The following is a 23,951-nucleotide window of genomic DNA, read 5'->3' as shown; positions in this document are numbered from 1 at the left end:
GATTCAAGGGGTAGGAGGTACAAGCATTTTCCTAGCTTGACCGTTTCTTCGCTGCGCAGCAGAACTAAGTTCAACACCGAAACTCGGAGACCTGAGATGACTTCCTACGACCCCGACAACATCTTTGCCAAGATTCTACGAGAAGAGATTCCCTCGACTCGCGTGTACGAGGATGAGGATACATTGGCTTTTATGGATATCATGCCGCGCTCGGACGGGCATCTGCTGGTAATTCCTAAAACACCTTGCCGCAACCTGCTGGATGCTTCGCCTGAACAACTGGCCGCGGTGACCTCAACAGTGCAAAAGCTCGCTAATGCAGTCGTCAAAGCGTTTGATGCAGACGGAGTAACCGTTCAGCAGTTCAATGAAGCAGCGGGCGGGCAAGAGGTGTTTCACCTGCATTTCCATATATTACCGCGTCATGAAGACGTTGCCCTGCGTGCACCTGGCAAAATGGGGGACTTTGATCTGATCGCCCAACATGCAGAAAAGATCAAAGAAGTTTTGGCTTAACTACTTCTTTGCTTCATGCGGCCCCAGACATGCGCTGTGGTCGCCAAAAGCGTGAAGCACGGCGCAAACGTGGTCGTGCTCACCGTCGCAGGTAGCAGTGATACGGTCCAGTTCAGCCTCTAGTCTGCGCAACGCGGTGATACGTTCTCGCACATCGAACAGCTGTTTCTCGGCGATCTCGTGCGCGCGGTTCAGATCAGAGCCGTGCGCGCCCTCCAATGACAAAAGTGCTTCTACGTCGCCCAGTGGCAGACCTAGATCCCGACCGTGGCGAATAAACTGCAGGCGTTTCAACGCTGCTTCATCATACCTGCGTTGATTCCCAGAGGTGCGGGTAGGTTCGGGCAGCAAGCCCTTGCCTTCATAAAACCGAATTGTAGGAACTTTGACGCCCGTTCTTCGGGAGAGTTCACCGATCGAATACATTTTAGAATTATCCCTCTTGAACCTCTAGTGACTAGAGGAATTACATAGGGTGTGCAGCCAAAACAAGGATCAGGGGCGCTATGGCACATCAACACACCCACGCTGGACACAGTCACCACCACGTTGACCCAGACGCAGGGGATTTGCGTGTCGCGGGAGCGATCGCGGTCAACCTTCTGTTGACCGTGGCGCAGTTGATAGGCGGTGTTCTTTCGGGATCGCTGGCCCTGATTGCGGACGCCCTGCACAACTTCTCGGACGCTATTGCGCTAATCATCGCTTTTTTTGCGCGCAAAATCGCGAGGCGCCCGGCCGACCCACGAATGAGTTTCGGCTACGGACGCGCTGAAGTGGTCGCTGCTCTGGTTAACTACACCACGCTGATCGTTCTTTCTGTCTATCTGTTCTACGAAGGTGTCATGCGGATTTTCCAGCCAGAGCCGGTTAACGGTTGGGTAGTTGTCTGGATTGCTGCGTTGGCTCTGATTGTTGATCTCATCACCGCTGCACTGACTTATACAATGTCCAAAGACAGTATGAATATTCGTGCCGCGTTCATTCACAATCTGGCTGATGCTCTCGGTTCCGTCGCGGTAATCATTGCTGGTGCAGCCGTGATCTTGCTGAATTGGACCTGGGTTGACCCCGTGGTGACAATTCTGATTTCGGTGTACATCCTTTGGCACGTTAAGTCCGAGATAGGGGAGACAACCCGTGTACTCATGCTCGGTGCACCGCCTGATTTGAATCCCGAAGACGTTGCCGTTGCCATCGAGCGAACGACTGGTGTTGCGGGCGTTCACCACATTCATTTGTGGAGCATGCAAGAACGCGAGCCTGCCCTGACAGCGCATTTGGAGATCGACACTCCTGTATGGGTGGATGCCGAAAGTGTTCGGCAAGAGGTAAGAGAGATGCTGACTTCTCAGTTCGGCATTGGCCACGTCACCTTGGAGCTGGAGCGTGTCAGCGCATCCCGACAATCGCCTCCCAGATTTGGTCACGTTTGTTCGCATGGTGGCTGAATGAGAATTGCCGTTCCGATTTGGGGTCGGAACGGCAGACTCGTAACCAAACACTTTTCCGATTCCCTAGGCAGCCTGGGGATCACCGGTTAACACACCACTCACTCAAGAACGGTTCGTTAAGACTATCCTAAAAAGCGTGTTTTGTATTCATTTGAGTTAGTTTTTTGTTATTAATCACCGAGAATAGTGTACCTAACCGGCGATTAGCCTCCAGTATGGAAACAAAGCCATTCTCAGCTTGCGATTGTAAACGTTGCACTGACTTAAAGACGATTCGAACTTGCTGCACCAAGCGATACTCAGGCGTCGGTTTGTTCGAAAACCTCATCGAAAGTCTTGCGCAAAGCGGCGTCGATATCGGCCATCGTCACCGGCAATCCAAGATCAACCAACGAGGTCACCCCATATTCAGTGATGCCGCAGGGAACGATTCCTGAGAAGTGTTCAAGGTCGGGTTCAACATTTACCGAAATGCCGTGGAAGCTCACCCACTTGCGCAGACGCAATCCAATGGCCGCAATTTTGTCTTCTGCAGGTTTGCCCGAAGCCGTCAGCGGCTTGTCATCGCGACGAACCCAAACACCCACGCGCCCATCGCGAATTTCACCGTGAACGTTGAATTCTGACAGTGCAGCGACCACCCAACCTTCGAGCTGTTTAACAAAACCCCGAACGTCTCTGCCGCGTTTGTTTAGGTCCAGCATGACATAAGCGACGCGTTGGCCTGGCCCATGATACGTGTACTCACCGCCGCGTTTGGCTTCGTATACTGGGAAACGGTCTGGGTCAGTCAAATCCTCGATCCGTGCCGACGTTCCCGCTGTGTAAAGAGGGGGATGCTCCAGCAGCCATACACATTCGTCTGCTTCGCCCGCAGCAATTGCAGCCACGCGCGCCTCCATAAAGGCGACGGCATCGTTATAGTCGGTCAGCCCGTCTGTGATCTTCCATTCCATTTGGGTTCCATATCGCGCAGGTGCTGTAAGGGGAAGGGGTCAGGCGGCCTCGGTTAGGCAGCGCTGCAGGACCTGCGCATAAGTTTCTGTACCCTGTGCCCCGGTCAGCAGGTATTTCCCTCCAAACACCATTGACGGAACCCCCGAAATACCGCGGCTGGTCCAAAACTGCTGTCTTTCTCGCACTGACCCGGCATGCGCTCCAGATTCGAGAGCCGAGCGTGCGGCGTCTTGGTCCAGACCGGCTTTTGCGACGACGTCCATAAGGGTATCGATCTGGGACACATCCTTCTGATCAGTAAAGTAAGCCTCGAACAAGGCCAGCTTTAATGGATGCTGACGTCCTTGTGATTCCGCCCAGTCGAGCAACTGATGTGCCTTGAACGTATTAACCATTCGGCTGTCATCGTCGAAGTTGAATGTGAAACCTAGTTCCCGCCCAAGCTGCGTGAGCCGTTCCCGTGCTTGCTGGCTCTGTTCCGGTGTCGATCCGTACTTTTCCATTATGTGTTCGCGCAGGTTTTGGCCTTCCGGCGCCATGGTTGGGTTTAGCTCGAACGGATGCCAGCGGAGACGCGCGAGCACATTTTGTTGCTGCAGTGCCTGATCAAGCTGTCGGAACCCGACAATGCACCACGGACAAACAACATCTGAGACAATGTCGATTTGAACGATTGGGCGGGGATCTGGCGCAGTCATGATCGCGTTCCTTGTGGGGATGGGGTATAGTTTGGTGGTATAGATATGAACGTCCGGAAGGAATTCAAACCGGTGTGTTTTTTGCCTCTTCACATCCTGATCTTCAGCGTCTATACGCGCCTCTACCAAGCCAATGGCAGTGCGGTCGTGGCGGAATTGGTAGACGCGCAGCGTTGAGGTCGCTGTGGGGTAACTCCCGTGGAAGTTCGAGTCTTCTCGACCGCACCATTCTTTCTAGAAAATTGAAAGCTAAACGGGCCCGCCGGGTGTAGGCGTGCACCAGTTTGTCTGCGTTTGTAGATATATACATTTCCAGTCTCGCCCGGACCTTCGGGGTTGTGTATGACGAAAGTCAGCGCAAGTTGGGAAGGTACTAATGTCTCAGGCCATTACCGTGTTCACCACGATGAAGAACGAAGGCCCGTATATGCTGGAGTGGGTCGCGTTCCATAAAACGCTTGGGGTCGACCATTTTGTTATCTTCACCAACGATTGCGATGACGGCACAGATGATATCGCACGCAGGCTTCAAGAGCTTGGGGTAGCAACCCATGTTCCAAACGAGGTGAAAGAGGGTGGTAACCCCCAACACCAAATGTTGCGCCGCGCACGACGGCAGTCGAAGGTCAAAGAGGCTGATTGGTTGATGTGTCTGGACGTGGATGAATTCTGGAACATTCGTCATGCAGACAACAGCTTTGGCGCTCTGATCGCCGAGGTCGAGCAACGTGCAGGGCAGCCGGTCGATGCCATCTCATTCGCGTGGAAGCTGTTTGGCAGTTCCGGCAATGTGAGTTTTGAAGACAAGCCCGTGACCGAGGCTTTCTCGGTGGGCGATCAAGAGTTTCCATATCACTCTGGGCGTGCCTCTGGGTTAAAAACTCTGTTCCGCAACAACGGCAAATTCACACGATTTGGCCCGCATCGCCCGAAGGGTATTGAAGAGGGTAAAGAAGCCGAAATCGCGTGGTCGGATGCTGGAGGGAAGCTGTTTCCTACTGAAAACATTGGCTGGAGAGCTTGGAAGGGCTTCGATCATTCGCTTGGTCGCCTGCATCACTACTCGGTCCGGTCGCTGGATGGCTTTCTGGTTAAGCGCGACCGTGGGCGCACAAATCATATCAGGGTGGATCAGGGGCAGGCATATTGGCGGGACATGAATGTCAATAAAGAGACCGACCAATCGATCCTGCCAATTGCGCGACGGGCGGCACCTTTGTTGGATGAACTGAAAGCGGACGAAGTTTTGGGTCCTCTTCATTCGCAGTCTTGTGATTGGCACAGGGCGAAAATCTCGGAAATTAAGATGCGGCCAGACTGGGTGGACTTTCGGGTGTGGCTGGCGGACAATCTCGTTTGAGGACCATGGCAAACGACCTTTCAAAAGAGCAGCAGAAACCCGAACACCCTGATCGCAAAACGGGGTACGAGCGTATTCTGACCGACCCCGCACCACCTTGGTTCGTGGAACTTTATCCCGGTGGCGACGGAGCAGGATTTCTTCAAAAGCTTGATCGTCACTCGGTGCTGTTTCACCAAAGATCAGCGTCTAAATTGGTAGTGAGCTTTGATAACATTGCCAATGCAAACGACCTGTCCTTTGCACGTGAACCGTGGGGTTGGAGGTTTTTTCGCGACGAAGGTTGGTCCCATATGGGAATCTTTGCGCGTACGAAGGCTTGGTATCGAGACCCCGAGATCATCTCGTACTTCCAGAACCGTGCCGCCGAAGGCTTTTTCGAAAAATACGATCAGGTTGTATTCGCCGGTGCCTCTATGGGTGGGTTTGGTGCGCTGACGTTTTCCGAACTCGTTCCTGGAGCGCATGTAATTGCGTTCAATCCTCAAACTTCGCTGGATGAGAGGCTTGTACCGTGGGAAACCCGGTACCGTTTCGGTCAAGTCCAAGACTGGGACCTGCCTTTGGGGGATGCGGCTGAGACAGTCAAAAAGGCGCAAAAAGCTTATGTTTTCTACGATCCTTTTTTCGATCTGGACCGTCGTCAGGTCCAGAGACTGCAGGGCGACAATGTGATTTTGCTCAAGACTTGGTTTTCAAACCATTTCGCGGCTCCGATGTTGCGCAAGCTCGATATTCTTAAACCGGTTATGCAGAAATCGATGGAAGGGTCTTTGGAACCCACCGAGTTCTATCGGATGATGCGTGCCAGGCGTCGCTTGCCGATGGTCATGCGCGCCATCGAGGCCTTGGCTCAAGAGAGCCACCCGACGCTGGTGCGTCAGGCAAGGCAAAGGTTCCGGAAACTGCGCCGCGCTGCATTGGCCGGGGCCGAGGAGGAGGCATGACGCCGGCAAAAGGCGTGTTTATCGGTCAGCGTAAGGATCGAATGGGGGCACGTCTGTTGATGATGCTGACCTGTATTCGCCTGGCCGAAGATTTTGAAACTTCTTACAAGGTGAACTGGTTTCCTCAGGGTGCGGACGCACCAGAGTTGGACAATCCGGAAGAGTTGTTTTCAGAGACCTGGATGCGGTCCACCTTTCTCAGTTCGGATGAATTTGACCGTCTGAGCAATGACGCATTGCCCATCTGGGCGTTTCAAGGGGACAAATCTCCGGACCGATTGTTGGCTCATCTCAACGCCGGGCGATCGATCTTGGTCGAGGAAGGGTTCGAGGTGCTCGCTTTCCCCTGGGAGGATATTGAAAGGATCCGCCCAAGATACCGGGATTTCATTCATCAGATCGGCTTTACGGACGAAATTCGCGCCATCATGAACCGGGCTGATGAAAAGCTGACGGGGCAGGGTGTGTCGGCCTATCACATCAGGCGAGGCGATATTTTGAACGGGCTACCGTGGAAGCACACGACTTGGCCCGCAAAGATTGAACCCGAAGAGCTGTACGAGGCCCATTTGGCGAAGTCCAAAGGGCAGACGGCCATCATGTTTTCCGACCAGCCTGAACTGATCGCCCGGTTTCAGGAAAGACACCCGCACTTGTTGCAGATGTCGGATATTGCCGATGTCTCTGGCATGACACGCGCTCAGCGTGATTTTCTGGAACTGTTTACGATGTCTCGGGCTGATCAGGTAATTGCGCCTGTTATCTCGGCTTTTTCAATGGCAGCCGCCCGTATTTCCGGTCAGCAGCGCAAAGTGTTCCGCGATGTTCTGGATGAAGAGGAAATGCAGGACGCCAATGAGCGCGTTGTTCAGCGACTGAGGTCTGGGAGTAGTGAGTTTCTAAGTGTTTCTGAAGCCTCTCACATTTACGCAAAGGCGCTGTTCCACTTGTTCCGGTTCGGATCGGAAGACCGTTCGCAAGAGGCGTTGGACCTTGCTGAACCACTCCTAAAAGATGGAGCGGACAACGCCTTTTTGCCATTGCTTCAAGCTCTTAATCTCTTCTACCTGGGTAGGTGGCGGGATGCGCTTGCAATGACCGAAGAGGCCTTGAAGAACGACAATCTGTGGCCGGAAGATTACGCAGTTTTGTGTGCATTGCGATGCGCCATTCTAGGCAGACTAAAGAAAAGATGGCGTGCAGCCCGTTCATTCAGCCAGGCATATTGGGCAAAACCTATGCGTCCCGACGTTGTTGTGCTCGGGTCTCGTGCTTTTTACAGGGACCAACTTGCATTGCGTGTGCTACCGCCAACTGATTGGTCATTGCAAAGAGAGCTCAGAAGGCCTTGGTTCAACTTCAATTCTCACGTAGCCCAACGGAAAGCGCTTATCAGGTTGCCCTGCAACTTTGACTTCTTGCTCTTTGATTGGTCGGACCTAGCGCTGGATCAAAAAGCAAAGCGGCTGTTTAGCAATCAGGCGAGGTTAGCGTCACTGGCAGAAAGCTTGGAAAGGGCTGGTGGGATTGATGCCAATGACCCTCGTAAGAAGAGTTTTGAGGCTGTATTGCGCGTGTATACAGGTGAAACGTCACGCCACAAAGCCATTGATGTCATGAAGGGTGTAGTCTCAGAGTACACTGAAAAACCTCTTTATCACAAACGCTTAGCGGAGCTATTCGAAGGCGAAGGTGACGTGCAGTCGGCGCGTCTTTCGATGGCCAATGCATTGGCCTGCGATCCGGAAAATCCGTTCCTGATTTTTGCGATGGGGCGGTTCCTTGAAAGGTCCGGTGCGTCAGAGCAAGGCGAGAACCAAATTCTGCAAGCGGCAGATTTGGATGAGGCGACCGCCTCGATTCAGGGTATGGCTGGTCAAATTCATCTTCGGCGCGGGAACAAAGGCAAAGCTCGGCCGTATCTCAAAAAAGCGCATGACCTATTTCCGCCGTTCAAACGTTTTGCAAATCAATTGGCGCGAACAAGATGAGAATGGCACACGCCCTTAGATCGCTTATGAATTGCTCTTGGTTGCTGAGGCCAGTAGGCCTAGGGTGTGAACCGAGCGCAAACCGCAGGATTTCGGGCGCAAATTCAATAAGCGGTAAAACACGAGGCTAAATGTGTCTGATCAAGACCCCCAATACATCAGCGTGACCCCAATGAAGAACGAAGGCCCATTTATTCTGGAATGGGTGGCGCATAACCGCGCGATCGGGGTCGACAAGATCGTCGTGATGACCAACGATTGCACAGATGGTACCGACGCCTTGCTTAAGCGATTGGATGAGCGCGGCATCGTGACCCATGTTGATAACAACTCTCGCCGTCAGACCAGCCCGCAAAAAAGGGCTTACAAGAAATTCCTTAAGATGGAAATTGCTCGACCCCAGGACTGGGTGCTGGTGATTGACGCGGATGAGCATGTCAATGTCAAAACCGGTGACCACACACTGCGCGCCCTGACCGACGCCATCCCGGATGCGAAAACGATTTCGATGACATGGCGTCTCTTTGGGAACGCGGGGGTTGTCGGTTACCAGGACCGCTTCCTGACCGATCAATTTCGGATGGCTGCCCCCGAATGGAAACCTCGACCATCTCAGGCTTGGGGGTTCAAGACAATGTTTCAGCGGGGACTATGGGACGCGTTGGGGGTTCATAGGCCAAAACGACCCGCCGTCGAAACAATGGAAGAGTGCCACTGGTACAATGGGTCAGGTGAATTAATGCCTGAAAGCTACTACACCAGTAGTTGGCGTTCTACACGGGTATCACTCGGTTATGATCTGGTTCAAATCAACCACTACGCGCTGAAATCCTGCGAAAGCTATTTGGTTAAAAAACTGCGCGGTCGCGCCCATCATTTGGGTGAAAGCCTTGGAATGGAATACTGGAGCATGATGAACCAGAACGCCGAGGAAGAAAGCTCAATCGACGCCATACTGGAGCGTAAGCGCGAGTATTATTACGAAATGCTGTCAGATGCGGAAACTGCTCGGCTGCATCATATGTCCTGTGATCAACACCGCCAGCAGGTTGCCAAACTGCGTGAACAACCTGAAATGCAGGACCTGATGCAGCAGATGACTGCCGGGGCTGTTGTCAAACACGAAGCATGAGCTTCACAAGGTCTGAAACAGGAGGCGTCTGATGCTTTGGCTGCATATGGGAATGCCCAAAACGGGCACAACCGCGCTTCAGGCTTTTGTTCGCAACAACACTTCCAGCCTCTCCGAGGCGGGGTTGCATTATATGGAGGCTGGACGACGTAGGCTCGAACGGAAATCGCGTTTGGCAATTAGCCACAACATAATCGCATTCCATATCAATCAAACCCAAGGCTCTGTGGACCCGTTTCGGGAGTTGATGGCAACCGAGTATCAAGCGCACGCGGACAAGGCCTGCTTGGTGTCCTCTGAGATGCTATACTCTTGCGATCAGAATAGGTTGGCTGAGATTTTCGCCGATATCCCATCGCGGGACATGCGTATCACGTTCTACTGTCGCCGTTATTCGGACTTTTTCGAAGCATCGTACAAGCAACGCGCAAAGAACGGCCGTTGGAACCGCGGGGCAACGAGTTTTGTCCGAGAACGATTGGCGGAGATTCGTTCCGATCCCGAAGCCTTTAGCTACACGGCGAAGCTATTAAAGGTTCGGCTGGCGTTCCCGGGCGTGAGTGTAATTCCCGTGTTGTATGATCGATCAGAAATGGTCCAAGGCCATGTGGTGAATGACTTCATGTCGCGGATCGGCGTGGCTATGCCAGAAGGTGCGACTACGGGGCAGTCTTCGAACCCTTCTCAGTCCCGTGCCGCAAGCGAGGCGTTTGGTATTGTGTCCAGCGCTTTAGGTCGAAAAGAGAGTAGGCGACTTCGCCGCCGCGTTTCTGACGATCCAGTCATGGTTCGACGATATGATGTTCTTGAGCCAGATGAACGCGCGTGGCTGGACGAGACCTTAGCCAGAGCGGACGCCCCATTTCAGCAAGAGTTCTTTCCAGACCGTCCGCAACTTTTTAGCCCGGTTGAACTAAGCGCCGAAGATCAGCAGTTTCGTCGTGACACAGCCGAAGAATATGATGCCTTGCGCCAAGCGTCCGAAATTGTTTTTAGGATGGCGTTGGAAAGCTGAGCCTTATGGCTCGATTACAATTTCCTGACGTTGCCGGCCGGTCGTTTTGTCAAAGATGAGGATGCGATTGTCATCTGTTACGACTGCGTACCAGTTATTGCCGATGGTCACAGCCTGCGCTCTGGCGCCGTCTGGTAGCTCAACTTGATCGGGCAGGGTGGGTGTTCTGTCCGATAGCCGGATGACAATCAGCGCGAATGTCACTAGAACCCCGCCAATCATCACCGCGGTCAACAGCATGACCATTCTCCGCAGCAGGCGAAGCTGTGGCGTTTCCAGCGGTTCTTGGGGTTCGGAAGGGACAGTCATGGGCACCCGTCAGATTGAGTTTCAGATTGCGGCCGACCCGCCGCCACGCCTTGATAAGGCGCTTTCGCGTGATGTTCCACCCGAGGAAAGCCTGTCGCGGACCCGGCTTGCAAAACTGATCGATGAGGGGGCCGTGTTGATTGACGGCGCCGAAGTCCGTGACCCTAAAGCCAAGGTAGCCGTGGGCGCGTCAGTGCAAATTACCATGGCCGAAGCCGAAGACAGTCACATCGGGCCTGAAGATATCCCTTTGGAGGTGGTCTTTGAAGACGATGACCTTATCGTCATAAACAAGCCGGCAGGTATGGTCGTTCATCCTGCGCCCGGATCGCCCAGTGGAACGCTTGTAAATGCATTGTTGCATCATTGCGGTGATGAGTTGTCGGGTGTCGGCGGGGTTAAACGCCCTGGAATTGTTCATCGGATCGACAAAGAAACAAGCGGACTACTAGTAGTGGCAAAATCTGACGCGGCACATCATGGTTTGGCTGCTCAGTTCGAAGCGCACACTGTCGAGCGTTACTATCGCGCAATCTGTTATGGAGTCCCCGATGCCAATGACCCACGCTTGCGAGGTGTCAAAGGGGTCAGCTTTGAGCCGGGAAACATCATGCGTCTGACGACGCAATTGGCCCGGCACAAAACGGATCGGCAAAGGCAGGCGGTTTACTTTCATGGTGGACGCCATGCCGTAACACGCGCCCGCGTCGTCGAAACGTTCGGATCTCCGGCAGGGTTGGCGCTGGTCGAATGCTGGTTGGAAACCGGTCGAACACATCAAATCCGCGTGCATTTGGCACATGCGGGTCACGGGTTGGTGGGTGACCCGGTTTACGGTGGAAAGCGTAAACTGGCCGCCAAAGCGTTCAGTTCAGTTGTCGCTGAAGCTGTGCGTGCCTTTCCACGTCAGGCGCTTCACGCAGCCGTTCTGGGTTTTGAGCATCCCGTAACCGGCGAAAATCTGAGGTTTGAAGCGAGTTTGCCGAAAGACATGGAAAATTTGATTGAACGGCTTCGTGCACCGCTGTCATAATGCGCAAAGTTACGTGAATAACAATTTCTTAGCTTTCCTTTATCAAACGTTAATCTCAAACTGTTAACGGTACCTCTTGAACGGATCGGGACCAAAACCCATATCCTATGTTAACAACATAAACATTTGTCGGAGGGACATGAAACATGGCAAATTACGCAAACCTCCCCGCGCCGACGCCGGAAGGCGGCCTGAACCGCTATATGCAGGAAATTCGTAAGTTTCCGCTTCTGGAACCGGAAGAAGAGTACATGCTGGCGAAACGCTGGGTGGAAGAGCAAGATACTGAAGCAGCTCATAAAATGGTCACATCGCACCTGAGGTTGGCGGCCAAAATAGCTATGGGTTACCGTGGCTATGGTCTGCCGCAGGCCGAGGTGATTTCCGAGGCTAACGTGGGTCTCATGCAGGCCGTAAAACGGTTTGACCCAGAGAAGGGTTTCCGTCTGGCAACCTATGCGATGTGGTGGATTCGAGCCTCTATTCAGGAGTACATCCTGAGGTCGTGGTCACTGGTTAAACTGGGAACGACTTCTGCGCAGAAAAAGCTGTTCTTCAACCTTCGTAAAGCGAAGGCGCGCATTGGTGCTCTGGAAGAGGGCGACATGCGTCCAGAGAACGTTAAGCAGATCGCGAATGATCTGGGCGTGACAGAGGAAGAAGTCATCAGCATGAACCGCCGGATGTCCGGTGGTGACGCCTCGCTGAACGCGACCGTTGGGTCCGAAGGTGAAGGCACCATGCAATGGCAGGATTGGCTTGAGGATGAAGACGCTGACCAGGCTGGTGATTATGAGGCGCGCGACGAATTGGATGCGCGGCGCGAGTTGCTGGCAGCTGCTCTGGACGTTCTTAACGACCGGGAAAAGGACATTCTCACTCAACGCCGTCTGATGGATCAACCTGTAACGTTGGAAGAACTGAGCACGCAGTACAATGTAAGCCGTGAGCGTATTCGTCAGATTGAGGTACGCGCCTTTGAAAAGCTGCAGAAAAAGATGCGTGAACTGGCACGCGAAAAGGGAATGCTCGGCACTGTCTAAGTGTTCTATGATACCAAATGGAAAGCCCGCCAAAACTGGCGGGCTTTTTCTTTATGCGAAGACAAAATCGCTTTCGGATAGTTGACCTGCCCTTACACCCAGAAGGTCGATGCTGTCGCCGTCGCCCAAATCAATGGATGTTTTGAAGAACCTGCCAGAGATATGATCTTCGATGTCCGCAAAGCTTGTGATGCCCTCATATCCGCTGAGGTCAATTTTGTCCTTACCGACCTTGAAGTCCATGATGAGATCTTCGCCATCACCTTCCTCAAAAATAAAGGTGTCGTGACCTCGACCGCCGAACAGAATGTCGTCGTCCGCACCGCCATCTACGATGTCGTTGCCTTTACCACCAAAGATTTTGTCATGTCCCTCATCCCCGCGAAGGATGTCCTGGCCGCGACCTCCGAAAATCTTGTCATTTCCAGCACCACCCAGGGCAACGTCGTCCCCTCGACCTGCGCCAATGACGTCATTGCCGCCAGCGCCGAGTACGAAATCATTTCCGCGGCCTGTGAAGTGAAACTCGTCCGAGTCATCTCCGATAATGAAATCGGTGTTCTTTTGACCAAGAATTCCGGTCACTGAAACAGGCAAAAGCACGCCGTCCAGAACGTGAATAATCCCGTTAGAGGCCCCGATATCAAAGGCGACTAGTCCCGGATCAGCAACGCCCGGATCAGCGTCCTCAAGGCTCGGTGGATGGCTTAGCAGGTTCAGGTTTACTGAGGAGCCCAGCAAGGTTTCAATGTGTGCCCCGTCGCCAAGACCAACTACCGCGTCTTTGGTAAACTCGCCGTCCACCACGTGGTATTTGAGTATGTTGGTAAGAAGCGGAATAGGGTCACCTCCGCCCAACAGGGTCAGAGCTTTCACGATGTGACCCAGCGAGCCTGCTTCATCTGAACCCTCGTAACCTAGAGCCTGAGCTAGGGCGATAAAGGCTGAATCTTTCGGGGCAAAGACTGTGAGTTCTGCGTTCGGGTCGTCCAGCGCCTCGGCAAGACCAGCTGCGATCACGGCCTCACGCAAGATGTCGAAGTCATCGCCGTTATGGTCGAAAGTTCCCGGATCACCACTCACTTTGAGCACGGTTCCGGTAATCGTTAGTGGATCAGTCATCTCTGGCATATCTGTTCATCTCCCACCCTGTTTTTCGCCACTGAACGGGAGAAGGCCCACAGGACAAGCTCTTCTCCCTTGTGATGACTTTTCTACGGAGAGGGTGGGAAGTCGGATCAAGAAATTCGAATTCTTAGATCAGGAAAAGAGTTTTCTCGATCCGATAGAATGAGGCTTAGTCTTAGGATTACAATGTCTTACGGGTTGGTGTTGGACTACTGCAATTGTTGCCTGAAAACTCTTACCATGTTGTCACCCATGACCTTGCGGATCTGCTCTTCTGTCAAGCCTTGGTCCAATAATGCCGAGGTCAGCGCGGCTAGTTCTGACGTGTCAAACGCAGTTTCGACAGAGCCGTCATAATCCGAGCCCAACGAAACGTGGTCCTCACCCACGGTTTCAATAGCGGCTTTGATCATTTTCGCAATTCCTGATGGAGCAATGTCCCCACATGTCACGTCTGCCCAATACCCCATTCCGATTACGCCGCCGGTAGCCGCAACCTCTTGCATCAGGTCATCTGGGTAGTTTCTCTTAACGGGGCAAAAACCATGAAGACCGCCGTGGCTGACGATAAGTGGAACGTCGGTCATGTTGATCACATCTCGGGCAACCTGTGGGCTGGAATGGGCGAGGTCAATCACGACAGGACGCTGCGCGAGCTCAGTCACGACCTGACGTCCAAACTCGGTCAGTCCCGAGTTATCTTGCCCGTGAAGTGATCCTCCAAGCTCATTGTCGAAGAAATGTTGCAGGCCAAAGACGCGATGACCGGCGTCAAAGAGCGGATCTAGGTGGGCCAGATTACCTTCTAGAGCGTGAGCGCCTTCAATTCCCAGTATGCCGCCCACAACAGGTTGACCCGCAGCCCGAGCCTCCAAAACGGCGTCCAAGTCTGCGCGCGTCTTGACGACTTTTAGATGACCGTCAGAAGCTGCCTCGAACTGGTGCAGTTTTTCAGCTTGATAAATCGCGCGTTCTTTCAGGCTGTCCCAGGTGCGCAGCGGCCAGAGTTGTCCGATTGCGAGAAGAGTTATGTTGTCGAACGCTTCGGCGGAGTTTGCCTCGTAGTTTTGCCCCGCCGGAGATTTAGTTACAGCTGTGAAAACCTGAAGAGCCACGTTGCCTTCTATCAGGCGAGGAATATCGACCTGTCCACGTGTTCCTCGCTCTGTTAGATCGCGGCTCCAAAGCAGAGGGTCGGCGTGCAGGTCTCCAACGATCAATGTTTCGTGCAGTGCAGCCGCATTTTCTGAGACCTCGTATGGTGCGTGGTCGATGACGTTATTGCGTTCAGATTCGATGTAAGGTGGCAAAAAGACAAAGAAACCAATCACTCCTGCGACAAGCGCCAAGAGCAGTAGGCACCCTGACCATTTCAAAACCTTCCGCATGTGATCGTCCTCCCTGACATTGGGTGCAGATTAAGGAGGTCGTGTTCGCAGAAAAGCCTGACTTTACGTCGTTTCATTGCTAGAGAAGTCATCAATCAGCTTGTTAGCGGTAACTTGCAGATTCGCGACAGTAACCGGAGTTGGAGGGGGCTATGCAAAAACCAGTTCAATGGGGTGTTTTAGGGGCGGCAAAATTTGCGCGTCAGTACATGGCACCAGCGATTCACGCGGCAGATGGCGCTCGACTTACTGGGCTGGCCACGTCGAACGCCGCAAAAGCTGAACCTTTTCAAGCGTTCTGCCCAGAATTGACTGTGTTCGACAGCTATGAAACCTTGTTGGCTGATCCCGAAATTGAGGCCGTTTATATTCCGTTGCCCAACCATTTGCATGTGGAATGGAGCCTTAAGGCGTTGGATGCAGGTAAACACGTGTTGTGTGAAAAGCCGATGACCATGACCGCTGCCGAGTTTGAACCGCTTATCCAAAAGCGAGATCAGACAGGGCTACTGGCGGCCGAAGCCTATATGATCGTCCATCATCCGCAGTGGCACTTTGTGCGGAAATTGATCGCTGACGGCGCGATCGGCAAGTTGGTGCATGTGACTGGTGCCTTTAGTTTCGACAATCGTTCGGACACCGGAAACATCCGCAACCGTGCCGAGACTGGCGGTGGTGGATTGCGCGATATCGGCGTGTACGTGATCGGCAGTGCTCGCTTCGCGACAGGACAAGAGCCGGTTCAGGTTGAATCCGCAATTCGGTGGGAGGACGGTATCGACACCTTTACCGAAATTCGCGCGCAATTCCCTGACTTTACGTATTCCAGCTATGTTTCGATCAGGATGCACCCCTATCAGGAAATGGTGTTTCACGGAGAAGGCGGTGTAATCCGCCTAACGGCACCTTTCAACGCAAGGGTTTTTGGTGAAGCGCGAGTAGAGCTGCACCGCCCGGGGCTTGAAGTTCAGGTCACCCGTTTCCCCGGCGATGATCATTACAAATTGCAGGTGGAGGCGTTTTGTAGGTCTATTCGTGGGGACGCGGACTATCCCTGTTCGTTGGAATTCTCGCGCGGAACTCAAGAAATGATTGACCGTGTGTTCGAGGGGGCAGTTTCGCTCTGAACTTGCCATGCTACGCGCAGCTCGGTTAGTCTGTCCTTCACCTGATCAGGAGGGGACCCATGGCAGGCGGATGGGCGCGCGATGGCGCGGTAAGTGAACAGATCGAAGCTTCCATTTCGGATGAACTGGCCCGTATGCAGGCGCAGAAACGCCCCGTGGGTGAGAGTCTGACCCATTGTGCCGAGTGTGAAGAACCTATTCCCGAAAAACGTAGAGCCGCTATTCCCGGCGTTAAGCTGTGTCTTGAGTGTCAGCAAGAAAGGGACGGGGCCTTCAAGGCGCGATCAGGAATTAATAGGCGCGGTTCCAAAGATAGCCAATTGAAGTAAGTGGGGCAGGGAATGCCCAAAACCAACCTTATGCAAAACGGTCTGGTTCTGGGGTTTCTTGCGGCGTTCCTGTGGGGCACCCACAGTGTCATTGTTCGCTACCTTACCAGTGATTTTGGCGGGCTGCAGATTGCCGTGACCCGATTGTTTATCGCGGCGCTTGCGATCTATGCAATGCTGCGAGTGATGCGGGTTCCAGTGTCGATCCAGTTGGGTGACTGGAACTTTCGATTGGCCGTTCTGTCCACGGTCGTCAACTACATCCTGTTCCATATAGGGTTGGAACACACCGGTGCAGCCAATGCGATGGTGTTGGAGAATACAGCCCCATTTTTTGTTCTGATCTTCCTGTATTTCTTTGCTGATACGCCGGTAACTCGCGTGGAAGTGCTGGCTACTGGCCTAGCGATCCTGGGTGTTTTTCTTACTGTTTACAGGGACTTTCAGGGTGGCGGAGAGCCCCTATTCGGCGACTTGTTAGAGATTGGCGCCGGCCTAAGCTGGGCCGTATTCCTTATATCCAGCAGTAGGGCGATGAGGAGTTCGAAGACAACCGGAGAACGTCTGAATTTCCTTTTCGGAATATTCTTATGCGCAGGTATCTTGTTGCTGCCCTTGGCGGCCTTTTCGCTGAAGTTGCCAACGGGAAACGATGTTCTGTTCCTCGTGTTGTTGGGTGTGCTACCGACCGCGCTTGCCTATTACTTGTGGTACGAGGCCGCGGCCCGGGTTTCGACACTGACGGCGACTTTGATGTTTGCCGCTTCGGTCGTGTTCACGTTCATCAACTCAGCCCTGTTTTTGGGGGCCACAATCACGCCGATTGCAGCCCTCGGAGCTGTACTGATTGTGGCAGCCGTGTTCCTGACGACCAAAAACCAGAAGTGATCAGTCTTCCATCGCTTCAAGTTCGTCGATGAAGCCCGAGATCATAGACAGGCCTTTATCCCAGAACTTGGGGTCGCTGGCGTCCAGCCCGAACGGGGCCAATAGTTCCTTGTGATGCTTGGAACCACCAGCGCGCAGCATCTCGAAATACTTATCTTCAAAGCCTTCTGACCCGCTTTCGTACACGGAATAGAGCGCATTCACCAACCCATCGCCAAATGCATAAGCGTAGACATAGAAGGGCGAGTGGACGAAGTGCGGGATATAGGCCCAGAAGGTCTCGTACCCTTCCATGAATTCGAACGCTGACCCAAGGCTTTCGGCCTGAACGCTCATCCATAGGGCATTGATGTCATCCGGCGTCAGCTCGCCTTCGCGGCGGGCGGCGTGCAGCTTGCATTCGAAGTCGTAGAATGCGATCTGGCGGACCACCGTGTTGATCATGTCCTCGACTTTGCCAGCCAATAGAACTTTGCGCTGTTCCTTCGTTTCCGCCTGATCCAGCATCTTGCGGAACGTCAACATTTCGCCGAACACCGAAGCCGTCTCGGCCAATGTCAGAGGGGTAGACGACAGCATCTCTCCTTGATCAGCAGCCAGTACCTGATGAACGCCGTGACCCAGTTCATGTGCCAGAGTCATCACATCGCGAGGTTTGCCCAGGTAGTTGAGCATTACATACGGATGTACGTCGGTTACGGTGGGATGCGCAAACGCACCGGGTGCTTTGCCCGGTTTAACTGCCGCATCGATCCAACCTTTCGAAAAGAACGGCGCCGCGATTTCACCCATACGGGGATCAAACGCGTTATAGGCATCCATCACTGTTTTCTCAGCTTCATCCCATCCAACAATGCGGCTGTCTTCCATCGGCAGTGGCGCATTTCGGTCCCAGACCTGCATTACGTCCAGACCCAGCCATTTGCGTTTCAACTCGTAATAGCGGTGGCTGAGCTTGGGGTAGGCGGCAACAACCGCTTCGCGCAACGCTTCAACCACTTCGGGTTCGACATCGTTCGAAAGGTGGCGTCCGGTCTGAGCGGTTGGCATGTTGCGCCAGCGGTCGACAATTTCCTTTTCTTTGGCCTGAGTGTTGTGAACACGGGCAAAGGTTTTGATATTGTCTTGAAACACATTGGCCAGCTCTCGAGACGCGGCCTCGCGCTTTGAGCGGTCTTGTTCTGTTAGCAGATTCAGCGTGCCTTCGATGTTCAACTCTTCACCGTCGACTGTAAAGGTCAGGCCAGCGATGGTTTCATCGAACAGACGTTCCCACGCATCTCCAACAACGCCCAGATCGTGCAGGAACTTTTCCAGCTCATCCGACAACTGGTATGGTTTCATCGCACGAATACGGCGGAAAACGGGTTCGTATCGGGCCAGGTCAGCGTTCGCGTCAAAGAGTGCCTTCAGCACGTCATCGTCGATACGGTTGATCTCGAGTGTGAAAAAGACCAGAGGCGTCGTGAATACGGTGATCTTTTCCTGCATGTCCGACAGAAACTTTGCGCGGTCAGCGTCGGTGGTCAGTTGGTAATAACGCAGCCCGGCGAAAGACATGATGCGGCCAGCAATTGCGTTGATCTTTTCGTTGCGCAGCACGCAATTCAGAAGACCATCGGCATCCAACTCGGCCAGCTTGCCTTCATAGTCCGCAGCAAACGCGGCACACTCGCCTTCGAGCCAGTTTAAGTCCCGATCAAGCTCGGGGGCTTCTTCCGAGGTATAAAGATCAGTCAGATCCCATTCCGGAAGGTTGCCGAGATTTTCGGCCCCACCAATTGCGTTTGCGTCACGGACTGGAAAGGGAAGGTCGCGCATGGATCACCTCGGAATATCTGCTTTCGCAAACATCTAGGCGCGAGTGGCGCGGATCACAAGCGACCAATGGCCCTTTAGTTTGAGAGGACAGGTTCCGGTTGTGTGTCTGACTGTGCCGCCTGAAAATGCGCAGCCAGTTGATCGAAGACAGGGCCGCGCACATCCGGCGCTTCCATTACGACTTCGTGTTCGCCATCTGGAATCTCGACCAACGTACCGTTCGGCCAATTCGCCATACGCTCACGGATAGCTTTGCGATCAACGATCTGCTCGTGGCTGCCCAGGAAAGTCAGGCACGGCGTTTCGGGTGCGGTTTGCTCCATCAGCCATGCGCATTCATCCAGAGCTTCTCGTAACCAAATGGTAGAGGGTGCGCCCAGTGCCAACTCGGGATGAGCGGCCAGCTGGTCCTTCATCATCTGGTACATCTCTGGATCGCGGGTCAACGCGTTTCCTTCGAAGGGCTGCGTCGCCACGTAGCTTTCCAGCGACGTCGTCGGAGGAGTTTTTTCACCTAGCCCAAACCTTGGGCCCCAATAAGCCGTTAGGCGACTAAGAGGCTTCATGATTGGCGTGAAAAAGATGCCCCACATCGGGCCAGTGAACGCGCAAGCTGCAAAGCAGTCGAGCTCTAACACAGCTCGCAGACCTATTGCGCCGCCCATCGAATGCCCGATCACATACCACGGCTTGGGTAAATCCAGAGCGGTTGCGAGTTCCAGCGTTACCTGAACGTCATTCTGATAATCGGTGAATTTGTCCACATGACCGACACGCGGGTCGTCCAATGGTCGATCAGCCAGCCCTTGACCACGCCAGTCGACTGCCAAGAACGCGAAGCCCCGGCCGACGAATTCGGTGGCAGAATCGCCATATTTTTCAATGTACTCCGTGCGACCCGGAAACATCATTACCGTTCCGCACGCGGCGCCTTCTGGGCGCCAGTGGCCTAAACGGATGCGTACGCCATCAGAGGTGTCTAACCAGTGGGCCTGACCACCGGCAGGACCGCCGGCCACGTCTTCGAACAAGGGGGCCGGCGACAATTCCATCAGGCCAGCGCCGACGCCAGTTGCATAGCGACACCCATGTCGCCATCCACAGTCAGCTTACCAGACATGAACGCGCCCGTTGGGTTCAGCTCACCGCTGAGGATCTGTTCAAAGGTATCGACATCTGCGCTCATGGTTACATCCGCTTCGTCATCGCTGACGCGCGCGCCGCTTGCGTCCAGAACGATCGAGCCGAGATCGGCGATGGCAAATTTCGCCGAAGCGCTAAAGTCGCCGCCAGACAGTTTTTCGTTCAGCGCTGCTGCGGCTTTTTCCAGAGTGTCGCTCATGGTTTTCCTCACTTTGATTTGAGCGCAGGGAATGGACATCCCCCGGCGCTACGCTACACTGAACATTGTTATGGGCATTGCAAGAAACAATCTCAAAGGTATCGTTGCGGCAACAGCGCTGCTAGTCACGTTTTCCATTCCTTGTTTCGCCCAGCAAGCTGATTCCAAGGACGAACAGGAACTTTTGCAGCAGCTGTCGCAAGCCACTCCTGAGCAAGCGGTCGGGATCGATCGCCAACTCAAAGCTTTGTGGTCACTTTCCGGGTCTGCATCTGCGGATCTCTTGTTGGAGAGGGGGCGCGAGGCGTTGGACGATGGCGACACCAAGGCAGCGATTGAGCATCTCACAGCGCTGACTGATCACGCACCTCTTTTCGCTGAAGGGTGGCACGTTCGGGCGTCGGCATTTTTTGGTATGGAACGTTTTGGCATGGCTGTTGCGGATCTAGAGCATGCCCTGACACTAAATCCCAACAACTACGAAGCAATCTACGGCCTGGGCCTGATTTTCGAAATCATTGGTAAGCCTGATCAGGCACTTGAGGCCTATGAACGCGCGCTGTCTATACATCCTCACCATGAAGAAGTAACCAGTGCGGTGAATCGACTGAAGCCTCAGGTCGAGGGTTCGGCCCTCTAAAGAGCCGGGGCAGGGGGCAAAGGTGAGCGGGTCATCCCGAATCGTGGCCGTACTTGGCCCAACCAACACAGGTAAAACTCATTACGCGATTGAGCGGATGCTGGGACACCGGACTGGTGTAATCGGCCTGCCATTGCGTCTGCTGGCGCGAGAGATTTACGACAAGATCGTAGCGATCCGTGGCCCATCAGTTGTAGCACTGGTTACAGGTGAAGAGCGCATTGTCCCTCCGCGAACTCAGTATTGGGTTTGTACCGTTGAGGCGATGCCCGAAGGTATGGGCGCTGATTTTGTCGCGATCGACGAAATCCAGCTATGTGCTGATCCTGAGAGAGGTCATGTCTTCACCGACCGCCTGCTGCGCGCGCGCGGCACGCATGAGACTCTCTTTCTTGGAGCAGACACGATGCGCGGCCCAATCGCCGCGTTGGTGCCCGAGGCGCAGTTTGTTCGACGGGATCGCATGTCGCAGCTGGTGTACTCCGGTTCGAAGAAGATCAGCCGGATGCCTCCACGGAGCGCCATCGTGGGGTTCTCTGTCGATAACGTCTATGCAATCGCTGAACTTTTACGCCGTCAAAAGGGCGGTGCGGCTGTTGTCATGGGGGCGCTTAGTCCGCGCACGCGGAATGCACAGGTGGACCTCTATCAGAATGGCGAGGTCGACTATCTGGTAGCCACTGATGCGATCGGAATGGGGCTAAACCTGGATGTGAACCACGTGGCTTTTTCCTCGCTGACCAAGTTCGACGGACGACGGATGCGCCCATTGGCCCCAAATGAGCTTGCCCAGATTGCTGGTCGAGCCGGTCGCGGCATGTCGGACGGAACCTTTGGTGTCACTGGTGAGGCACCGCCTTTGGATGAAGGCGTCGCTCAGGCGATCATGGATAGCCGCTTTACGCCGATGAAGAAGCTGAATTGGCGAAATGCTGCTTTGAGATTTGGCTCGATTGAGGCTCTCATCGATTCGTTGGAGGTTGGTCCAGACAGCGAGCATCTGATTAAGGCACGGCCCGCTGACGACCTGAATGCGCTCAAGTCGCTCTCGCAAGTGACCGAAGTGATGGCCCGCGCCAGCGACGCACAGTCGGTCCGTTTGCTGTGGGATGTATGTCGAATCCCAGATTTTAGAGGCATAAGCCACGCCGAGCACGCAGGGTTGTTAGAGGTGATCTATGGCCATCTGCACGAACGCGGATCGATACCCGATGACTTCATGGCGCGGCAAATTCGCCGTATCGATCGCACCGACGGAGATATTGATGCACTCTCCAAAAGGTTGGCATATATTCGCACCTGGACATATGTTGCGCAACGAAACGGTTGGGTGCGTGACGAATCGCATTGGCGTGATGAAACGCGCACTGTAGAAGACAGGCTGTCAGACGCTCTTCACGACCGTCTGACTCAAAGATTTGTGGACCGGCGTACATCGGTTTTGTTGCGCCGGCTCAAACAGAAGGAGGCCCTTTTGGCCGAAGTAAATGACAAGGGTGAAGTGACCGTCGAAGGCGAATTCGTCGGTCGTTTGGAAGGTTTCCGGTTTAGCCCGGACAAAAGCGCGCAAGGAACCGAGGCGAAAGCCTTGAAATCGGCTTCCCTGCAAGCACTCGCGCCGCAATTCCATCTGCGTGCCGATCGCTTCTACAACGCGCCCGATACCGAAATTGATTTCACTGATCAGGGTGGCCTGATGTGGGGCGAATACGCCGTCGGCAAACTTGTTGCCGGTGCAGAGCCTCTCAAGCCATTGGTCGAGGTTTTTGTTGATGAGGCCGCTGGTCCAGATGTTGAACAGAAAGTTCAGCGTCGTCTGCAGCATTTCATTGACCGTAAAGTGGCCGCGCTGTTCGAGCCGCTGCTGAACCTTTCGCGTGACGAAGAGCTGACAGGGCTGGCGAAAGGTTTCGCCTTCCGCATGGTCGAATCTCTCGGCGTTCTGCCGCGTGCTGGCGTAGCGCAAGAGGTTAAGGATCTGGATCAGGACGCTCGTGGCGCTCTGCGTAAGCACGGCATCCGGTTCGGACAGTTCACCATCTTCATGCCACTGTTGCTGAAACCCGCACCAACGCGCCTGCGTCTGGTGCTGTGGGCGCTGTCCAACGGTCTTCAGGAATTCCCCGAAGCACCGCCACCGGGTCTGGTGACTGTGCCTGTCGCCAAGGATGCGCCTGAAGGGTACGACACGATGTGTGGCTACCGTGATGCGGGCGAACGTTCGATCCGGATCGATATGCTGGAACGTCTGGCCGACATGTTGCGCGCCGAAGACAGCCGTGGCGGGTTCGAAGCCAAGCCTGATATGCTGTCGATCACTGGCATGACACTGGAACAGTTCGCCGATTTGATGAAGGGACTGGGCTACAACGCGGAACGCGGCGAGCGTCAAAAGGTGAAACCTGCTCCAGCAGAGCAAACCACCGCCGAAACGGCCGAGCAACCAGCAGCCGACGAGACATCGGCGTCTGAGACGACAACCGAAGAGGTTGCCACTCCCGCCGAGGCGCCAGCCGAGGCCGCCGAAAGCACCGAGGCATCAGCCGAGGCTCCGGCAGCAGAAGAGCCTGAGGTCGAAGTCTTTTTCACCTTTACTTGGGGTCGTCAGCGTCAGGCCAACCGAGGTCCGCGCCGTGATCAACGCCAAGGGCAGGGCAAAGGCAAGCCGCGTGGCAAACCTCAGGACGGCCGCGGTAAGCCGCAGGGTAAGAAGGGGGGCAAACCTCAGGGTTCCAAAACCTTCTCTTCGCGTCCTCCAAAGAAAGAAAAGGCTATCGATCCCGATAACCCGTTTGCAGCTGCGCTGATGGGTTTGAAGGACGGTAACTAATCG

At 54.2% G+C, this 23,951-nt stretch carries 24 protein-coding genes and 1 tRNA gene; 16 read left to right on the top strand and 9 right to left on the bottom strand.

What is annotated here, in order from left to right:
- The first annotated feature begins 96 nt into the window (after positions 1–96).
- Complete coding sequence (locus ACR0EO_RS05425) at positions 97–516, top strand: HIT family protein (protein WP_480687750.1); 420 nt, start codon at positions 97–99, stop codon at positions 514–516.
- On the opposite strand, the gene ACR0EO_RS05420 is transcribed toward ACR0EO_RS05425, so the two are convergent.
- On the bottom strand, positions 517–942 hold the full coding sequence (locus ACR0EO_RS05420; RefSeq protein ID WP_480687748.1) for a MerR family transcriptional regulator: 426 nt from the start codon (positions 940–942) through the stop codon (positions 517–519).
- 80 nt (positions 943–1,022) lie between these two features.
- On the opposite strand from ACR0EO_RS05420, the gene ACR0EO_RS05415 reads away from it, so the two are divergent.
- Positions 1,023–1,967 carry a cation diffusion facilitator family transporter gene (locus tag ACR0EO_RS05415; RefSeq protein ID WP_480687746.1) on the top strand — a complete coding sequence of 315 codons (945 nt, stop codon included), beginning with the start codon at positions 1,023–1,025 and terminating at the stop codon, positions 1,965–1,967.
- Positions 1,968–2,269: 302 nt separating this feature from the next.
- Here the strand turns inward: ACR0EO_RS05415 and lipB are convergent, their stop codons facing one another.
- Together lipB and ACR0EO_RS05405 are read right to left on the bottom strand one after the other, a co-directional pair.
- Positions 2,270–2,926, bottom strand: coding sequence for a lipoyl(octanoyl) transferase LipB (gene lipB / locus ACR0EO_RS05410; RefSeq protein WP_480687744.1), 657 nt, complete (start codon positions 2,924–2,926; stop codon positions 2,270–2,272).
- A gap of 39 nt (positions 2,927–2,965) precedes the next feature.
- Complete coding sequence (locus tag ACR0EO_RS05405; protein ID WP_480687742.1) at positions 2,966–3,625, bottom strand: DsbA family oxidoreductase; 660 nt, start codon at positions 3,623–3,625, stop codon at positions 2,966–2,968.
- A gap of 45 nt (positions 3,626–3,670) precedes the next feature.
- Between ACR0EO_RS05405 and ACR0EO_RS05400 the strand changes: the two genes are divergently transcribed.
- The 7 genes from ACR0EO_RS05400 to ACR0EO_RS05370 all read left to right on the top strand — a co-directional run bounded on the left by ACR0EO_RS05400 (position 3,671) and on the right by ACR0EO_RS05370 (position 10,070).
- Positions 3,671–3,802 carry a hypothetical protein gene (locus tag ACR0EO_RS05400; protein ID WP_480687740.1) on the top strand — a complete coding sequence of 44 codons (132 nt, stop codon included), beginning with the start codon at positions 3,671–3,673 and terminating at the stop codon, positions 3,800–3,802.
- Positions 3,767–3,853 (top strand) — tRNA-Leu (locus tag ACR0EO_RS05395). The genes ACR0EO_RS05400 and ACR0EO_RS05395 overlap by 36 nt, the downstream gene beginning before the upstream one ends.
- Positions 3,854–4,001: 148 nt before the next feature.
- Positions 4,002–4,985, top strand: a complete 984-nt coding sequence (locus ACR0EO_RS05390) for a glycosyltransferase family 2 protein (RefSeq protein ID WP_480687739.1) — start codon at positions 4,002–4,004, stop codon at positions 4,983–4,985.
- A 5-nt stretch (positions 4,986–4,990) separates the two neighbouring features.
- On the top strand, positions 4,991–5,932 hold the full coding sequence (locus ACR0EO_RS05385; protein WP_480687737.1) for a hypothetical protein: 942 nt from the start codon (positions 4,991–4,993) through the stop codon (positions 5,930–5,932).
- Positions 5,929–7,923 (top strand): tetratricopeptide repeat protein, encoded by a 1,995-nt coding sequence (locus ACR0EO_RS05380; protein ID WP_480687735.1) that lies wholly within the window; start codon positions 5,929–5,931, stop codon positions 7,921–7,923. Before ACR0EO_RS05385 ends, ACR0EO_RS05380 begins: the two co-directional genes overlap by 4 nt.
- A gap of 133 nt (positions 7,924–8,056) precedes the next feature.
- Positions 8,057–9,055 (top strand): glycosyltransferase family 2 protein, encoded by a 999-nt coding sequence (locus ACR0EO_RS05375; protein WP_480687733.1) that lies wholly within the window; start codon positions 8,057–8,059, stop codon positions 9,053–9,055.
- A gap of 31 nt (positions 9,056–9,086) precedes the next feature.
- Complete coding sequence (locus ACR0EO_RS05370; RefSeq protein ID WP_480687731.1) at positions 9,087–10,070, top strand: hypothetical protein; 984 nt, start codon at positions 9,087–9,089, stop codon at positions 10,068–10,070.
- Between the two features lie 3 nt (positions 10,071–10,073).
- On the opposite strand, the gene ACR0EO_RS05365 is transcribed toward ACR0EO_RS05370, so the two are convergent.
- Complete coding sequence (locus ACR0EO_RS05365; RefSeq protein ID WP_480687729.1) at positions 10,074–10,379, bottom strand: DUF6476 family protein; 306 nt, start codon at positions 10,377–10,379, stop codon at positions 10,074–10,076.
- Here ACR0EO_RS05365 and ACR0EO_RS05360 point away from each other — a divergent pair.
- Together ACR0EO_RS05360 and rpoH are read left to right on the top strand one after the other, a co-directional pair.
- Positions 10,378–11,412, top strand: coding sequence for an RluA family pseudouridine synthase (locus ACR0EO_RS05360; protein WP_480687727.1), 1,035 nt, complete (start codon positions 10,378–10,380; stop codon positions 11,410–11,412). The genes ACR0EO_RS05365 and ACR0EO_RS05360 overlap by 2 nt on opposite strands.
- 146 nt (positions 11,413–11,558) lie before the next feature.
- The gene (gene rpoH / locus ACR0EO_RS05355; RefSeq protein WP_480687725.1) at positions 11,559–12,455 is read left to right on the top strand and encodes an RNA polymerase sigma factor RpoH; all 897 of its coding nucleotides are present in this window, start codon (positions 11,559–11,561) and stop codon (positions 12,453–12,455) included.
- Between the two features lie 51 nt (positions 12,456–12,506).
- Here the strand turns inward: rpoH and ACR0EO_RS05350 are convergent, their stop codons facing one another.
- Positions 12,507–13,586 (bottom strand): fasciclin domain-containing protein, encoded by a 1,080-nt coding sequence (locus ACR0EO_RS05350; RefSeq protein WP_480687723.1) that lies wholly within the window; start codon positions 13,584–13,586, stop codon positions 12,507–12,509.
- Positions 13,587–13,792: 206 nt separating this feature from the next.
- A complete protein-coding gene (locus ACR0EO_RS05345; RefSeq protein WP_480687721.1) occupies positions 13,793–14,971 on the bottom strand; it encodes a dipeptidase in 1,179 nt (392 codons plus the stop codon).
- Positions 14,972–15,123: 152 nt separating this feature from the next.
- On the opposite strand from ACR0EO_RS05345, the gene ACR0EO_RS05340 reads away from it, so the two are divergent.
- From ACR0EO_RS05340 to ACR0EO_RS05330, 3 genes are read left to right on the top strand one after another with little or no spacing between them, the layout of a single operon-like run.
- A complete protein-coding gene (locus ACR0EO_RS05340) occupies positions 15,124–16,098 on the top strand; it encodes a Gfo/Idh/MocA family protein (RefSeq protein WP_480687719.1) in 975 nt (324 codons plus the stop codon).
- A gap of 59 nt (positions 16,099–16,157) precedes the next feature.
- On the top strand, positions 16,158–16,427 hold the full coding sequence (locus ACR0EO_RS05335) for a DksA/TraR family C4-type zinc finger protein (RefSeq protein WP_480687717.1): 270 nt from the start codon (positions 16,158–16,160) through the stop codon (positions 16,425–16,427).
- A 12-nt stretch (positions 16,428–16,439) separates the two neighbouring features.
- Positions 16,440–17,315 (top strand): DMT family transporter, encoded by an 876-nt coding sequence (locus ACR0EO_RS05330; RefSeq protein WP_480687715.1) that lies wholly within the window; start codon positions 16,440–16,442, stop codon positions 17,313–17,315.
- Here ACR0EO_RS05330 and ACR0EO_RS05325 read toward each other — a convergent pair whose 3' ends face one another.
- The 3 genes from ACR0EO_RS05325 to ACR0EO_RS05315 form a co-directional block, all read right to left on the bottom strand.
- A complete protein-coding gene (locus ACR0EO_RS05325) occupies positions 17,316–19,136 on the bottom strand; it encodes a M3 family oligoendopeptidase (protein WP_480687713.1) in 1,821 nt (606 codons plus the stop codon).
- Positions 19,137–19,210: 74 nt separating this feature from the next.
- Positions 19,211–20,188 carry an alpha/beta fold hydrolase gene (locus ACR0EO_RS05320; protein ID WP_480687711.1) on the bottom strand — a complete coding sequence of 326 codons (978 nt, stop codon included), beginning with the start codon at positions 20,186–20,188 and terminating at the stop codon, positions 19,211–19,213.
- Entirely contained in the window at positions 20,188–20,478 is a 291-nt protein-coding gene (locus ACR0EO_RS05315; RefSeq protein ID WP_480687709.1) for an SCP2 sterol-binding domain-containing protein, read from the bottom strand. Before ACR0EO_RS05315 ends, ACR0EO_RS05320 begins: the two co-directional genes overlap by 1 nt.
- A gap of 31 nt (positions 20,479–20,509) precedes the next feature.
- Between ACR0EO_RS05315 and ACR0EO_RS05310 the strand changes: the two genes are divergently transcribed.
- Together ACR0EO_RS05310 and ACR0EO_RS05305 are read left to right on the top strand one after the other, a co-directional pair.
- Entirely contained in the window at positions 20,510–21,118 is a 609-nt protein-coding gene (locus ACR0EO_RS05310; RefSeq protein WP_480687707.1) for a tetratricopeptide repeat protein, read from the top strand.
- 22 nt (positions 21,119–21,140) lie between these two features.
- Positions 21,141–23,948 carry a helicase-related protein gene (locus ACR0EO_RS05305; protein WP_480687705.1) on the top strand — a complete coding sequence of 936 codons (2,808 nt, stop codon included), beginning with the start codon at positions 21,141–21,143 and terminating at the stop codon, positions 23,946–23,948.
- Positions 23,949–23,951: the final 3 nt, after the last annotated feature.

The sequence above is a fragment of the Ruegeria sp. BE9 genome, from assembly GCF_056538765.1.
This window is presented reverse-complemented; position numbering and strand designations above follow the sequence as displayed.